The 15251-nt window shown below is 48.2% G+C and carries 16 protein-coding genes and 1 other annotated feature; of the genes, 15 read left to right on the top strand and 1 reads right to left on the bottom strand.

Annotated features, from left to right (window positions below; all coding sequences use genetic code 11):
* From ACI31H_RS05865 to ACI31H_RS05835, 7 genes are all read left to right on the top strand, one after another.
* On the top strand, nucleotides 1-339 hold the full coding sequence (locus ACI31H_RS05865; RefSeq protein ID WP_439771058.1) for a winged helix-turn-helix transcriptional regulator: 339 nt from the start codon (nucleotides 1-3) through the stop codon (nucleotides 337-339).
* A gap of 46 nt (nucleotides 340-385) precedes the next feature.
* Nucleotides 386-595: a binding site (T-box leader), on the top strand.
* A gap of 38 nt (nucleotides 596-633) precedes the next feature.
* Entirely contained in the window at nucleotides 634-1680 is a 1047-nt protein-coding gene (pheS, locus tag ACI31H_RS05860) for a phenylalanine--tRNA ligase subunit alpha (RefSeq protein ID WP_439771057.1), read from the top strand.
* A gap of 5 nt (nucleotides 1681-1685) precedes the next feature.
* Nucleotides 1686-4103, top strand: coding sequence for a phenylalanine--tRNA ligase subunit beta (gene pheT, locus ACI31H_RS05855; RefSeq protein ID WP_439771056.1), 2418 nt, complete (start codon nucleotides 1686-1688; stop codon nucleotides 4101-4103).
* 112 nt (nucleotides 4104-4215) lie between these two features.
* Nucleotides 4216-4569, top strand: coding sequence for an endolytic transglycosylase MltG (locus ACI31H_RS05850; RefSeq protein ID WP_439771055.1), 354 nt, complete (start codon nucleotides 4216-4218; stop codon nucleotides 4567-4569).
* Nucleotides 4570-4639: 70 nt separating this feature from the next.
* Nucleotides 4640-5290 (top strand): uridine kinase, encoded by a 651-nt coding sequence (udk, locus tag ACI31H_RS05845; protein ID WP_439771054.1) that lies wholly within the window; start codon nucleotides 4640-4642, stop codon nucleotides 5288-5290.
* 70 nt (nucleotides 5291-5360) lie between these two features.
* On the top strand, nucleotides 5361-5837 hold the full coding sequence (gene greA / locus ACI31H_RS05840; RefSeq protein WP_439771053.1) for a transcription elongation factor GreA: 477 nt from the start codon (nucleotides 5361-5363) through the stop codon (nucleotides 5835-5837).
* Nucleotides 5838-6054: 217 nt separating this feature from the next.
* A complete protein-coding gene (locus tag ACI31H_RS05835) occupies nucleotides 6055-6432 on the top strand; it encodes a HesB/YadR/YfhF family protein (protein ID WP_439771052.1) in 378 nt (125 codons plus the stop codon).
* A gap of 77 nt (nucleotides 6433-6509) precedes the next feature.
* Here the strand turns inward: ACI31H_RS05835 and ACI31H_RS05830 are convergent, their stop codons facing one another.
* A complete protein-coding gene (locus ACI31H_RS05830) occupies nucleotides 6510-9131 on the bottom strand; it encodes a YfhO family protein (RefSeq protein ID WP_439771051.1) in 2622 nt (873 codons plus the stop codon).
* A 203-nt stretch (nucleotides 9132-9334) separates the two neighbouring features.
* Between ACI31H_RS05830 and ACI31H_RS05825 the strand changes: the two genes are divergently transcribed.
* The 8 genes from ACI31H_RS05825 (at nucleotide 9335) to ACI31H_RS05790 (ending at nucleotide 15150) form a co-directional block, all read left to right on the top strand.
* Nucleotides 9335-11449 (top strand): peptidoglycan D,D-transpeptidase FtsI family protein, encoded by a 2115-nt coding sequence (locus ACI31H_RS05825; RefSeq protein ID WP_439771050.1) that lies wholly within the window; start codon nucleotides 9335-9337, stop codon nucleotides 11447-11449.
* Nucleotides 11450-11586: 137 nt separating this feature from the next.
* Nucleotides 11587-11736 (top strand): 50S ribosomal protein L33, encoded by a 150-nt coding sequence (gene rpmG, locus ACI31H_RS05820; RefSeq protein ID WP_003664049.1) that lies wholly within the window; start codon nucleotides 11587-11589, stop codon nucleotides 11734-11736.
* Between the two features lie 84 nt (nucleotides 11737-11820).
* The gene (locus ACI31H_RS05815; RefSeq protein WP_439771049.1) at nucleotides 11821-12144 is read left to right on the top strand and encodes a PTS lactose/cellobiose transporter subunit IIA; all 324 of its coding nucleotides are present in this window, start codon (nucleotides 11821-11823) and stop codon (nucleotides 12142-12144) included.
* Between the two features lie 118 nt (nucleotides 12145-12262).
* The gene (locus tag ACI31H_RS05810; RefSeq protein WP_439771048.1) at nucleotides 12263-12817 is read left to right on the top strand and encodes a 5-formyltetrahydrofolate cyclo-ligase; all 555 of its coding nucleotides are present in this window, start codon (nucleotides 12263-12265) and stop codon (nucleotides 12815-12817) included.
* A 3-nt stretch (nucleotides 12818-12820) separates the two neighbouring features.
* Nucleotides 12821-13480, top strand: coding sequence for a rhomboid family intramembrane serine protease (locus ACI31H_RS05805; RefSeq protein ID WP_439771047.1), 660 nt, complete (start codon nucleotides 12821-12823; stop codon nucleotides 13478-13480).
* Nucleotides 13481-13484: 4 nt separating this feature from the next.
* Nucleotides 13485-13721 carry a YqgQ family protein gene (locus ACI31H_RS05800; RefSeq protein WP_439771046.1) on the top strand — a complete coding sequence of 79 codons (237 nt, stop codon included), beginning with the start codon at nucleotides 13485-13487 and terminating at the stop codon, nucleotides 13719-13721.
* Nucleotides 13722-13751: 30 nt separating this feature from the next.
* Nucleotides 13752-14720: an ROK family glucokinase gene (locus ACI31H_RS05795; RefSeq protein ID WP_439771045.1), complete on the top strand. Its 969-nt coding sequence runs from the start codon at nucleotides 13752-13754 to the stop codon at nucleotides 14718-14720.
* 16 nt (nucleotides 14721-14736) lie between these two features.
* A complete protein-coding gene (locus ACI31H_RS05790) occupies nucleotides 14737-15150 on the top strand; it encodes a rhodanese-like domain-containing protein (protein ID WP_439771044.1) in 414 nt (137 codons plus the stop codon).
* The last annotated feature ends 101 nt before the right edge of the window (nucleotides 15151-15251 follow it).

Here is a 15251-nt window from a genome sequence, read left to right as displayed (position 1 = left end):
ATGCCAAAACTTGCTGAAAAGAAGACGACGGACAGCGGCTGTACACTTTGTCCTAAATTTACCCAGACGTTCATGATGCTTGGTAAGAAGTGGAATGGATTAATCATCGAAGTTTTACTAGAGCAGCCCACACTGCGGTTTAAAGACATTGCAAGTGCCATTACAAAGTGCAGTGACCGTGTTTTATGTGAACGGTTAAAAGAATTGGAAGACGAACAAATCGTTGTTCGCCGGACCTATGCGGGGAGTAGTCGGGTTGACTATGCCCTGACTGAGCGGGGCCGGGAATTAGCTCCCGTGATGAAGGCCGTTCACGAATGGAGCGACAAGTGGTGCTAATTTTAGCTTGACCTCTTGTTGGTGAATGACTAAAATAATAAGGTAATTAAAAGCAATGACGAAAACTAGTAGCCGGATTGGTCTGTTAGAGAGCCGTTACCACTTCTGCAAGTAATGGTCAGTACCGGATGGTGAATTTCATTTTCTGAGCTGATACGTAATGGTATTCCGGCTGATCACCGTTATTGATCGACTTAAGTGTACTGGCCTATTGTGCCAGTAAACTAGGGTGGTACCGCGAAGCTTCGTCCCTATTGGGGACGGGGCTTTTTTGATTTCAAAGGAGTTGAAAAAATGGGATTAAAGGATAAGTTGACCGAACTTCGTGAAGAAGGGCTGGCCGAAATTAAGAATTCACAAGATCTTAAACGAATTAACGAAATCCGGGTAAAGATGCTCGGTAAAAAGGGTCCGATCACCAATGTTTTACGGGGGATGCGGGACCTCAGTGCCGAAGAGCGGCCAGTCGTTGGACAATTTGCTAACCGGGTTCGTGATGATCTGACCTCGGCCATTGAAACGCGGCGGGCTGAGTTAGAACAAGCAGCGATGAATGCTCAACTGGCTGCCGAAAAGGTCGACGTCACCCTACCCGGGACACCAGTCGCCCAGGGGCAACCCCACGTAATCCAACAGATCATTGATCAAGTAGTCGACCTGTTTGTCTCGATGGGCTATGAAGTAGCAGTCGGTGACGAAGTGGAACAAGAGGTTTATAACTTTGAAAAGTTAAACCTACCTAAGGATCACCCCGCACGTGATATGCAGGATACTTTTTACATTACGCCGACGGTCTTGATGCGGACGCAGACCTCACCAATGCAGGCCCGGATGCTGGAAAAACACGACTTTAGTCAGGGCCCGCTGAAGATGATTTCACCCGGTAAGGTTTACCGGCGGGACACCGATGATGCGACCCACAGTCACCAATTCAACCAGATTGAAGGGATGGTTGTCGGTAAGCACATCACCATGGCCGACCTGAAGGGAACGCTGGAGGTAGTGGCTCAATCACTGTTTGGTGACAAGCTGAAGGTTCGGTTGCGTCCTAGTTACTTCCCATTCACGGAACCATCCGTTGAAGCTGATATTACCTGCTTTAACTGCATGGGTAAGGGTTGTGCGATCTGCAAGCACACCGGTTGGATTGAAGTACTCGGTGCCGGTATGGTTCACCCGAATGTTTTGAAGATGTCTGGCGTTGATCCTGAAGAGTACGGTGGCTTTGCCTTTGGTCTGGGGCCAGACCGGTTTGCAATGCTGAAGTACGGGGTTGATGATATCCGGAACTTCTACCAAAATGACGTTCGTTTCCTGAACCAATTCGACGAGAAAGGATAATCTAAATGAAAGTATCATACCAATGGCTTAAAGAATACCTAGATATTGACGTTGCCCCCCGCGAGCTCGCCGAAAAGATCGCCCGGACTTCGGTTGATATTAATGACGTTTACTCCCTAAGTGATGGACTGAAAAAGGTGGTAGTTGGTGAAGTATTAACTTGTGAACCCCACCCGGACTCTGACCACCTCCATGTTTGTCAAGTCAACGTCGGTGAAGATGAACCATTACAAATTGTTTGTGGAGCACCAAACGTTGCCGCCGGTGAAAAGGTAATTGTGGCCCTTCACGGTGCCCGGATCGGCGATAACGTTAAGATCAAGCGGGGCAAGATCCGTGGTGTCCAATCTAACGGGATGCTCTGTGCATTACAAGAACTGGGCTTTAGCGACAAGATCGCCCCGAAGGACTATGAAGATGGTATTTACCTCCTTCCCGATGATGCCAAGCCTGGTGACTCGGTATTTCCATACCTGGGAATGGATGACACCATTATCGATACTGATGTTACCCCTAACCGCGGGGACATGCTTAGTATCTACGGGAACGTCAACGATATTGCGGCCTTTTACGGCTTAAAGCCCCACTTCAAGGAATTAGCCGTTAAGGAAACGGCGGATGAACAGACCAGTGACCTGGTTAGTGCTACGGTAACGGATACTGAATTGGCACCAACCTATAAGTTACGGATTATTAAGGACGTTCAAGTCAGTGAGAGTCCACTGTGGCTTCAAATTAAGTTATGGAACTCTGGTATTCGCCCGGTTAATAACGTGGTGGATGTTACTAACTACGTTTTGCTGAAGTACGGCCAACCACTGCACAGTTATGACTATCAACAATTGCCCGGTCACGAATTTGGTGTGCGGCACGCTAAGAAGGGGGAGGCCTTTACCACCCTTGATGGTGATGAGCACCAACTGATCGCTAATGACCTCGTAGTAACGGCCAACGATCAACCAGTGGCATTGGCCGGTACGATGGGTGGTCAAGGAACAGCGGTTTCGGATTCCACCACCACGGTTGCTCTGGAAGCAGCCATCTTTAACCCGATTATGGTTCGGAAACAAGCCCGTCGTCTCGACCTGCACAGTGAGTCGTCAATGCGCTTTGAACGGGGAATCAACCCGGCAACCGTTGAAACGGCCCTGAACGAAGCTGCAGAGTTAATCAGTGAATTAGCCGGTGGTAAGGTCACGAAGGGGATCGTTACCGCCAGTGAAAAGCCGGCTGAGAGTAAGCAAATTACGCTGTCACTGGCCAAGATTAACCATGTTTTAGGAACCCAGCTAGCAATGGACGAGGTAGTGGATATCTTCAACCGCCTGGCCTTCCCAGTTGAAACGAATGGAAACGACCAGCTAGTAGTAACTGTGCCGGCCCGGCGGTGGGACATCTTTGTGGCCGCCGACCTCTATGAGGAAATCGCCCGGATTTATGGTTACGACAACCTGCCGGCCACCCTGCCAGTAATAACCCGGAACCATGGTGGCCTGAGCCCGCGGCAACGCTTCTTACGGGCAAGTCGCCACGACATGGAAGGCATGGGTCTGACCCAGGCAATTAGTTATTCACTGACGACCGAAGAGAAGGCTAAGCAGTTCCAAATCAGTCCGCTTAATGAACCGATGCTGTTAGACTTCCCAATGAGTTCTGACCACGTGGCCGCCCGGATGAATATTGTCAGTGGCTTGTTGTTAGATATTGCCTACAACGTGGCCCGGAAGGCCGATAACGTTGCCCTATATGAAGAAGGACGGGTCTTCTTACCAAAGGGTGGCGAACGTCCTGAGGAACAGGAACACCTGGCAGCGGCCGTGACGGGTCAAATGGTAGCCAACTCCTGGCACCGTAAGGATCAACCGGTTGACTTCTTCCAGTTAAAGGGAATCGTTGAGCGTTACCTGCATAACCTAGGTATCGCCGGTAAGATTAGCTTTGTAGCCGACGATCGCCGGGCTGAAATGCACCCGGGCCGGACTGCTAACATCCTGATCGATGACCAGTTGGTTGGTTTTGTGGGCCAGGTTCACCCACAAACGGCCAAGGAATACAAGATTCCAGAAACCTATGTCTTTGAGCTAAACTTAGAGGCACTGTTGGCCGCGGATAAGGTGGCTAATGAATACCACCCGATTAGTAAGTACCCGGCAATTACCCGGGATATCGCCCTGTTGGTTGATAGTGACGTTACTAACGCTGACGTGATGGCGATCATTAATAAACGTGGTGGTGCCTTCTTGAAGCAGGTCCACCTCTTTGATGTCTACAGCGGTTTGCACCTGCCAAAGGGCAAGAAGTCCCTGGCATACACGCTGACCTACCAAGATGACCACCACACGTTAACTGAAGAGCAGGTTAACCAGGCCTTTGATAAGGTTACGAAGGCCCTCCAAGACGAATTATCAGCAGAAATTCGTTAATATACAATCGGTCAAGCAGACCGTATTTACCAATAGCAAGGACTCCAGCATCCGATCTTAAAGGTGCCGGGGTCTCTTTGCATCATGGTTGGAACAGGGTAGTGATGGTTAGATGGATGAAGAAAAATTAAAACGGCAAAACCGCCTCGTAATTGGTTTAGTATTTGTATTAATAATCGCCGGGCTAGCAATTCACCAGTATTTTAACTATGCACTTCGCCCAGTGACGCCCCAGAGTCAGAGCAGGGTCACGGTGGTAATTCCCCGTGGTACCACGGATGATGAAGTGGGAACGATTTTACAAAAGAAAAGGTTGATTCGGAGTGCCTTTGTCTTTTCGTATTACTTACAAACACATAAGACCAGTGGGGTTAAGGCCGGACGCTTTGTGGTGAAACGGTCACTAACGGTTCCCCAGATCGTTAACCAACTGCAAGACAGTCGGGCGGCCAAACAACAGCATTAATCTAGTTGCCGCATTTGCAATAGTGCTGTATACTATTTCAGATTAAATTAAAAAGGGAGCACCATATTTAATGAGTACGCAAAATAAGAAGCGACCGATTATCATCGGGGTAACTGGTGGTTCAGGTAGCGGTAAGACGACGGTTAGTCGGGCTATTTATAATGAACTAAAGGGTCAAGACATTCAAATTATTGCCCAGGATACTTACTACAATGACCAGGCTGATATGACGATGGAAGAGCGGAAAAAGGTCAACTATGACCACCCGCTAGCCTTTGATACCGACCTGTTAATCAAGCAGTTGACCGACCTGCGGAATAATAAGGCAATTGAAATGCCGGTCTACGATTATACCCAGTACACCCGTTCATCGAAGACGGTTCATGTGGAACCAACCGAAATTATTATCCTAGAAGGGATCTTGATTTTGGATGACGAACGCTTACGTAATTTGATGGATATCAAGGTATACGTTGATACTGACGATGATATCCGAATTATTCGGCGGATTAAGCGGGACATGGTCGAACGGGACCGGTCACTGGACTCAATTATTAACCAGTATCTGGCAACCGTTAAGCCAATGTTCCACCAGTTTGTGGAACCAACTAAACGCTATGCTGATATTATCGTTCCTGAGGGTGGCGAAAACCACGTGGCCATCGACTTATTGACGACCAAGGTTCGTGACATCCTGGTAAAACGGGGACACACCCTTTAAAAGCAGTTTACAAGCCCCACCAGAAATGGTAATGTTACCACTGAATTAAAGAAAGAGGAGTGAGAGTGTTATGGCTGAAGAAAAAACTTTCCCAATGACCTTAGAAGGTAAAAAGAAGCTGGAAGATGAACTTGAAGAATACAAAATGAAGCGCCGTCCAGAGGTAATTAAGCGAATTAAGATCGCCCGGAGTTACGGGGACCTTTCCGAAAACTCTGAATACGAGTCTGCCAAGGACGAACAAGCAATGGTTGAAAGTCGGATTGCCCAGATTGAAAACATGCTGCAATACGCTGAAATCATTGACAACGAAGACGTGGATAAGGATGAGGTTTCAATGGGCCGGGAAGTAACCTTTAAGGAACTACCGGATGAAGAACCAGAAACCTACACCATCGTTGGTGAATCAGAGTCCGACCCACTGAATGGTAAGATTTCAAACGAATCACCGATGGCGAAGGGGTTACTTGGCCACAAGGTCGGTGAAGAAGTGGAAATTGAAATTCCAAGTGGCACGATGAAGGTTAAGATCTTAACGGTTAAGTAATCAAGGCGGAGCGTGTGACAGAAGTCGGTTACGACGTGTAACTAGGCTATTTGCCACCCCCGCGAACATAAATAGGGGTCCAGAGTTCGGCTTTACCGGACTTTGGACCCCATTTTAGATCTTGAGATAAAAATATTGGGATTCGGTACGGAACATGGTAAAGTTAGTAGTGGGAAAGTGCGATGATGTAGAGCTGACTTAAGGGGATGTTTTTGAGATGAAATTAATTATAACGGATCGTGCCCACCAGTGGTTTAAAGACGAGCTCGGTTTGACCAGCGATACGGGAATTAAGTTCTATGGTAAAACCTATGGCTATACTGAGGTCCACCATGGCTTTTCACCGGCCTTTACTCGCGAAGACCAGCCGGTTGAGCCCATCTTAGAGCAGGTAAAGGATGGAATTGACTACCACATTGATGAGCTTGATGAGTGGTTCTTCAAGGACTTGATTACGACGGTTGACTATAACCCGCAGACTGATGGTCCGGTTTTTCACTTTCAGCATGAAAATGCAGCTGATGGTCCGGACATTGCTGGTATCAGTAAGGAACAAGAGGGTGCTGATGCCACGACCGGTGCTTCACAGCATTAAAGGATAAGAATTATTTGAGTAACTAAAAGGGGAACGGGACAGAAGTCGGTTACGACTTCTGCCCTGTTCCCCCTTCTTTATTCCCTAATTCGTGGGTGGGCTAGTTTCCTAAGTGCTGGTAGGTGGAGCAAGCTGAGTGTCAACAATAAGCTGATGATGCTGATGACGCCACCGAGGAGCAAAAACGGCGGCCGGAAGTGGAGCTTGACCCGGTAGTGCCCGGGAGCCAGCGGAATTGCCATGAAGGTTCCTAAGACGGTATGAGTGGTTGCCGGGTGACCGTTGACGGTGACGTGCCAGCCAGCATTAGCGGGGATGGTGGTCATTAAGACCGACTGTCCGGGCTTTAGATCCACGGTTCCGGTAATCGTCGTGCTGGAATGGTGGTTAATTTTTAGTGGTGACTGTTGGAGGGTACGAAGACTAGTGTTAAAGGGCCGCTGGTTGAGCCGGTAAACGCTAACGTTTTGTAACCACGCGGCCATCTTCTTCAACCGTAGGGTAATGATTACTGGTTTGCCCTTTTGCCGGTGGGCCAAGTTAATCACAATCGTATCCCGATAGTTGTTAGATTGACCAAAGGCCCGGTTGTTAACCCTGATTGAAACGTCATCCTTAACGTTGGGACCGACGGTTAGGTAATAGGAATCATTGGTCGGCGGGGTGAACTTAAGCTGGACTTCTGCCGGCTTTAAGAGGTTTTTCTTCTTAAAGATGGTCCCGGTAATTTGCCGCGCGGGCTGAACATTAATAAACCGCACGGCGGTGAAGTTTTGCACGGTAAAGAGCGAATGGTTAATCGGCCGTCCGGCTAGTGCCTGCATAATTTGTGACTGATAATTGAGTGGATCCAGGGTTGTATGAGCAAGGCCTAAGATCTCGCGGTTGGCACCAAAGGCTAGTGGTAAGGCCTGCTTATTTTGCTTGATTACAATTTTAGAGGTGAAGTTTGTTACCGGTTGTCGGTTCCAATCCGGTCGGTAACCCGAAATTGGCATCTGGGTAGACCGTGGATCACGTTTACTCATCGTATACTTGAATCCTAAGAGCGCATCGGTGACCTGGGTACCATTGGCGTAGGTCACGAAACCGTCACCGGCTGGTTGGCCAATCGCGCCCATGAAGTTGGGGATAATCGGCTCAAGGGTTGAACCAAAGTGGTCGCCAGAATTAAAGTCTCCCTGGAAAGGATCATCCTTGGTCCGGGTAAAGGTCTTGGCGACCCGGAATAGTCCGTGGTCACTAGCCTTGATCTTATGGCTAGCCTGGTCGAGCTGGGTGGTATAGTTGGCAAATTCCCCCTGTGAGACGTAGGCAATGTTATTTAGGCTTGTATAAGCGCTAGTCGCCACATCGCAGATCACCAGGCAGATGAGCAGGAAGTCGTACATCCGTGGCGAATTACGTCGTGGAATGGTGAGGCAGGCAATACTGATAATGGCAAAGCTAAGGCCAATTATCCGTTGGCTGGTGGATAAGTAGCTAAGTTTTAGTTGGCTAACATAGGTGAAAATAGCAGCCACAATGGCCAACGTGAGTAGTACTTGCCAACGACTAAGGTGGTATCCCGGCTGAAGGGTTTTAGCGGCTAATAAGATACACCAGCAGCTAAAGAGAAAGGAAAAACGGTAGGGGTACCAAACCGGGAATTGTCCGGCGTGCCAGAGCAAGTCGAGTGGTTCGTAGCAAAAGGAAAGCAGGAAAAAGGCAGTAACAGCCAAGGCGGTTAGGCGTTGGCTAAGCCGGATACGCCGGTTAAAAAAGTAGAGGAAGGCGGCCAGCATTAAGAGGGCCCCGATATAGTAATTAGGTTGGCCCTTGGGCATTTGGTCGAAGTTAAACGAACCGGGGACTAATTTAGCGAGCATCTTAAACGGGAAGTACTCCCAACGGCTGTGGATGGTATTTTCCGTATAGGTTCCCTTACTTTGGGCTAGGGCGTAAATCGTTGGCAGAAGGGTAACCGCCGCGATACCGGCAGCCGCTAGTGAACTAAGGCCGTACCGGATGAGGGCCCGTCCACGTTGCCGCCAATCCTCCAATACTGGCAGTTGCCAGGCCACCAGCAGGACCGTGAATAGGCAGATCATCCAGGCCATGTAGTAGTTGTCAATCATCATGACGGTGAGCCAGGTGATGTATGTCCCTGCTTGCCGTTGATGGAGCAGTTTTAATAGGCCCCAAATAACTAAAGGAAGGATTATGAGGGCGTCTAGCCAGAGCATGTTTAACTGGTTAGCAATCATCCAGCCGTTAAGGGCGTAGGCAGTACTGAATGCCCAGATTCGTGGCCCGGACTGCCAGCCGGTCTTGGTCATTAGCCAGGCAAAACTAAGACCAGCTAGGCCGTAACGAAGCAGGAGGATTAACATAATGCCTGAAGTGAGGTAACGTCCCGGGAAGCAAAGTAAAAGGAGGTTCAGGGGACTAAATAGGTAGTAGGCATTGGTTCCCCACATCTCGCCACCGAGCCCCTTGGCAAACGAGTAGAAAAGGCTCGTCGGGTGGTGGAGCAGGGCGGCCCGAAAATAAGCAAAAAAGTCGACATACTGTTGTCCAAGGTCAACGGTCAGCAGGCTACTTGAACCAAAGGGGGCCATTTGACGGCAGATAAAGTACCCGCCCATCAGGACGACAGGAAGTAAGAAACTAACGGTTAGAATAATTAAGCGTTGATGTTTACGATAAGCAGATAGCACTAATGAAGCCTCTTTCTCATTTTTTTCACGTACCCCGTATTATATAACGAAAAATATGTTAAAACTGTGACGGAAATTAAAATTAAGTAAATCCCCGCTGAAGTAGTTCATTTTTAGCTAAATAAAGAGTATTATTCTTGTGTTAGTAGTGTTTACTTGGCCTGCGTACCAAGTTAAAATTTGTTAAAATAGTATTCACTACAATGAAGGAGAATTTTGATCCGGTGAAAATTTTTGATCGAATGAGGAACGCCCTTAGTTCCCGTAGTAATAGAAAAAATCGAAATGCACAGTCTATCATTCCGTTTCGATTAAACTTCTTGTTGTGGATTGTCGGTATCTTACTGTTGGCACTAGCGGCCCGTCTTTTTTACCTGCAGGTCCTCAATGGGACGGCGTACAAGGCGGAAGTTAAGCGGTCAGACACGACAATTCAGACCAATAACGTCCAGCGGGGGATGATTTATGACTCACAAGGTAAGGTGGTCGTTGGTAACCAAACGCACCAGGCCATTACCTATACCAAGGGGTCGAACGTAACCAGCGCTGACCTGTACCGTATTGCTAACCGTCTGGGTCGTTACGTTAGCGTATCCAATAAGAATTCCCGGTTAACCAAGCGGAATCAGGAGGATTATTACTTGGCCGATAAGGGACGGCTAAAGCAGATCTTAAAGCACGTTAAGACCTCCGATAGTGAAACGGACGATGCTAAGTATGATAAGGCTTTGAAGTACCTAAGTGCCCACCCGGGAAGCTGGTCCTTATCAAAGCAACAGAAAAATAATGCCCGGATTTATGCCGCAATGAGTGGTGCTTACTCATTGTCAACTACCTACATTAAGGAAACCGGAGTTACTGCTAAGGAATTATCCGAGGTTGGTGAACACCTGGGACAAATGCCGGGTGTAAAGATCGGTACGGCCTGGACCCGGAATTATCCGCAGGGTAAGTCAATGCAAGCCTTAACCGGTGCCGTTTCTACTTCTGGTTTACCAAGTGACGAGGTTAACTCCTTGCTTTCCGAAGGTTACTCCCGGAATGATAGTGTGGGCCAGAGTTACCTTGAAAAGGGCTTCCAGTCTACCCTGGCAGGGTCGAAGTCCCAAACCCAGGTCACCACTAGCGGCAACAACGTTACCAAGGAAAAGGTTAAGTACCCTGGTAAGAAGGGTGACAACCTGGTCCTGACGATAAATTCGCGGTTCCAAAAGCGGGTTCAACAAATCCTGGAACAAAATTATGCCGCTGCCGGGAATGGTTACTCCTCCGGTGTCTATGCCGTAGTTATGAACCCGAACACGGGGGCGGTCTACGCGATGGCTGGGATCAGCCGGAACACGAAGACCGGGAAGCAGACGACCAACCCGATTGGGGCCATTAACCAGCCAATCACCATGGGGTCGGTTGTTAAGCCGGCAACCGTGATGGGTGGTTTGATGAGCCACGTCATTACTCCCGAAAATAACACCTTGACTGATAAGCCAATCAAGGTCGAGGGGATTGCCCAAAAGAGTTCTTGGTTTAACCACGGTGGTGGTGCCAACATGGCGGTGGATGCACCAACTGCCCTAGAAGTTTCTTCTAACTCCTACATGATGCAGTTAATCATGAAGGAAGGGAAGATGAACTACACGGATAACGGTCCGATGACCTTGAAGCCAAGTATCTTCCAAAGGGAGCGGTACTTCTTCAACATGTTTGGCCTAGGGCAAAAGACCGGGATCGATATTCCTGGCGAAACGACCGGTTATGAAGGGCCATCAGATGAAAAGCACATCGGTTCCGCCCTTGACTTGGCCTACGGGAACTATGACGGGTACACGACTATTCAGTTGGCCCAGTACATGTCAACGATTGCCAACGGTGGTAACCGGATGCGGCCATACGTTGTTAAGGAAATCCGGGGGACCAAGAGTAACGGTGAATTAGGGCCAGTTCAATACACAACCCAGCCCCAGGTACAACAAGTTATCCCGGCACCAAAGTCATACTTTGACCTGGTCCACCAAGGGCTCTACTTAGTTACCCACGGGACGAACGCCTACGTTACGGCTAAGAACCTATCGAGCGCCCGGCCATCGATTTCTGGGAAGACTGGGACGGCCCAAACGGTTTCTAACGGTCATGATACGACGACCCTGAGTTTTGCCGGTTTCTCACCTTCGAAGAATCCCCAGGTAGTTGTTGCACTGGCAATCCCCGGTTGTACGAATGATGATGGGGAGGCCAACATCACAATGGCCCGGCAGATTTTCCATGCTTACTGGACGATTGTTCGCCACTCTAGTGAGGGAACCGATAGCGGGAATAATTAACCCCTGTCAAGGATTTTTCCTTAACAAACTTTGACAAACCACTAGCCAAAATGGTTAAGAAATGATATAGTTGTACGAGTTAGGGTTACGATAAATAACCAATTAAAGATTAAAAATATGTTTGGAGGTTTCAACTCATGCGTGTCAACATTACACTTGAATGTACTTCATGCCATGAACGGACTTACTTAACTAGTAAGAACCGTCGTCACAATCCCGACCGTCTTGAATTAAACAAGTACTGCCCACGGGAACAAAAGGTGACCTTGCACCGTGAAACTAAGTAATTAGTTTCGTTTCTTAATCCTGCCGATAGCTATTTCGCTGTTAGCAGGTTTTTTTGTTTTTAGCTTAAGATAGGAGAAGTGAAAATGGCAAAAGAAGAGTCAGCATCACTGGCCCAAGCAATGCAGTTAATGCTCAATGCTGGTGACGCTAAAAAGGCAGCTAAGGAGGCCATCGCGGTGGCCCGTGATGGGAAGTTTACCGAGGCAGAGCAAAAATTGGCAACGGCCCAGGAAAAGTTAAATACGGCACACAATCTTCAAACGAAGATGCTGACGGCAGAGGCCCAGGGTCAGCAAGTTAAGCTAAGTCTACTGACCGTCCATGCCCAAGACCACCTCATGACGGCAATTACCTACATTGACCTAGCCGAAGAAATTATCCGGCTTTACAAACGCCTAGGTGAGTAATGGCGCGTGCTTAGACCAGCTTTTAATGAAAAAACGCTTGCAAATTAATGGGTGAGCGGTGATAATGTTTTATTGAAACCGTTTATCATTATTAGTATAAAGGGGAGATTGTAGAATAATGACGTATTCAAAATCAGAACTGCGTCAGGCCTACATTGCCCGGCTTCAACAGTTAGATGTCAATACACGACTCGGCGAAGAGAAACGGCTAGCATCTGAACTGTATGACCAGCCCGAGTGGATGGGGGCCAAGGTGATTGCCTTGACCCTTAGCCAATCTTTTGAAATTGACACCGCTCCGCTGATCCTCCATGCCCGGCATGAAGGACGGACAGTTGTGGTCCCACGCACCTTACCTCACCGTCAGATGGAGTTTGTGGAGTTAAAGGAAAATACGACATTTAAAGAAACCAGCTTTGGTGTCTTAGAGCCGCAAGATGGCCAGGTTTTTACACCGGACGAAATTGACTTAATAGTTGTCCCTGGTGTTGCCTTTACCACGACCGGGAAGCGTCTGGGCTTTGGTGGCGGTTATTATGATCGTTACCTTAGCAACTACCACGGTAAGACGATTTCATTGGCACTACCGACCCAGGTTGCCGGTGATAATGAGTGGACAGCTGAAGAACATGACCAGGAGATCGACCGGGTGATTACACTCGCGGAGAACTAGCAGATGAAGGCTGATTTTTGGAAGAATAACCCAGTAACGGTTATTATTATTGCTATCCAGGTGATCGTCTATGTTATGATGACCCTGGCTGGTGGTTCAGAGAATTCAGTTATCTTACTCCGCTTTGGTGCATTGCAGGCGGGCCTGGTTCATGCCGGTGAATGGTGGCGTTTGATCACACCGGTATTTGTCCATATCGGTTTTGCCCATATTTTGATCAATAGTATTACCCTTTACTTTATTGGGATGTACGTTGAGCAGTTATTTGGTCACTGGCGGATGGTGGCAATCTACTTTATTAGTGCGCTAACTGGTAACCTTCTCAGTGCCTACTGGCTGCCTACCGGTATTTCCGCTGGAGCTAGTACCGCGATCTTTGGCCTTTTTGGCGCCTTCATCATGTTAGGACTCTCTTTTCGTGATAACCAGGCAATTCGGATCCTCAGCCGGCAGTTTTTGATCCTGGTGGTCTTAAACATTGTGACTGATTTAATGGTTCCAGGAATTGACCTGGCGGGTCACATTGGTGGCCTGTTTGGTGGCTTCTTGGCCGCCTACATGGTGGCAGCACCCCGTCTAGGCCGGGTCAACGTTATTGAGCGCCTGCTCGCGACAGTGGTGCTACTTGCCGGTGTGGTTGCATTATTTATAAAAGTGAGCTGATAAGATGGCGCTACCACGTGAGTATCGGACATTATACGATGTCCAGCAATTATTAAAGCAATTTGATATCTTTGTATATGTCGGTAAACGATTGTATGATATTGAGCTGATGGCAATTGAGTTGGATAACTTATACCAGGCCGGTGTCGTTGATCGCCAGACCTATATGAAGGCTAAACTTGTTCTTCGTAAAGAACATCGTGAAGAAGAGCGCCGCGAAGCAAGCGGTCGCTTATACTAACCCTTAGTAAAATCAGGAGGAAAGTTTATCATGGCAAAGAAATTATTTGGTGTTGATTTAGGTGGGACCACGATTAAGTTCGCAATCTTGACCCAAGATGGTGAAATCCAACAAAAGTGGTCAATTCGGACGAATATCTTAGATGATGGTTCACACATCGTTCCTGATATTATCGATTCAATCAACCACCACTTGGACCTTTATAAGATGACTCCGGACCAATTCGTTGGTATCGGAATGGGGACGCCCGGGACAATTGACCGGGAAGAAGGAACCGTTGTGGGGGCCTTTAACCTAAACTGGAAGACCACGCAACACGTTAAGGAACAGATCGAAAAGGGAACGGGCATGAAGTTCGCCCTTGATAACGATGCCAACGTAGCCGGCCTTGGTGAACGCTGGAAGGGTGCCGGTAATGAAGGTGATGACGTGGCCTTTATTACTTTAGGTACCGGTGTCGGTGGTGGATTAATTTCCAACGGTCGACTGGTTCATGGTGTCGTCGGTGCCGGTGGTGAAGTTGGCCACATGATTGTTAAGCCGAATGGTTACCTTTGTACTTGTGGAAACCGGGGTTGCCTGGAACAATACGCTTCCGCAACCGGGGTTGTTCACATTGCCCAAGATAAGGCCGAAGAATACGAGGGTAACAGCCGTCTGAAGGCAATGATCGATAATGGTGATGAGATTACCTCTAAGATCGTCTTTGACTTGGCTAAGCAAAACGACTACCTGGCAAACACGGTTGTCGATGAAATGGCCTTCTACCTAGGCTTGGCCTGTGCTAACCTGTCTAACGCCCTGAACCCAGAATACCTGGTTATCGGTGGTGGTGTTTCCGCTGCTGGAGACTTCCTGCTGAAGCGGGTTCAAAAGAACTTTGAGAAGTTTGCCTTCCCAACCGTTCGGACCTCTACAAAGCTGAAGTTGGCACAACTCGGTAACGATGCTGGTGTGATTGGTGCGGCATCACTGGCACGCCAGTTTGAACAAGCCTAAGCGAGGAGAATGAATCGTGGTACTCGGAATTAGTAATGGGCTGTTAACGGTTAATATAGTTATAATCATCTTGATCCTGGCTTGGTTGATCAGCTGGGGCTGGAGCTACTGGCGCCGGAACCACTACGCAACTGTTCTGGATCAAGAAGATTTTCAAAAGGGGATGCGGAAGGCCCAGGTAATTGACCTTCGTCAGGAAAAGGATTTTGCTGCTGGGCATATCCTGGGTTCCCGGAACCTTCCTTACATTTACCTCCGTCAACAGTATGGTGAATTACGGCCTGACTTACCGGTTTACATGTACGATGAGTCAATGACCTTATCAACCCAAGCGGCAGCTTTCTTAAATAAGCATGGCTACAAGAAGTTGTACATCTTGCGGAATGGTTACCGCGAATGGGACGGTAAGACCAAGAAGAATAAGTATTAAGTTAACAAAGCGGCCCCTAACCGGATCGGTTTTACCGAACGTTAGGAGCCGCTTTTATTATTGACTGGCTTTTTAACCACTTTAGGACAGTGATCTTATAT

It is taken from the genome of Limosilactobacillus sp., assembly GCF_051873035.1.
Lineage (GTDB): Bacteria > Bacillota > Bacilli > Lactobacillales > Lactobacillaceae > Limosilactobacillus.
This window is presented reverse-complemented; position numbering and strand designations above follow the sequence as displayed.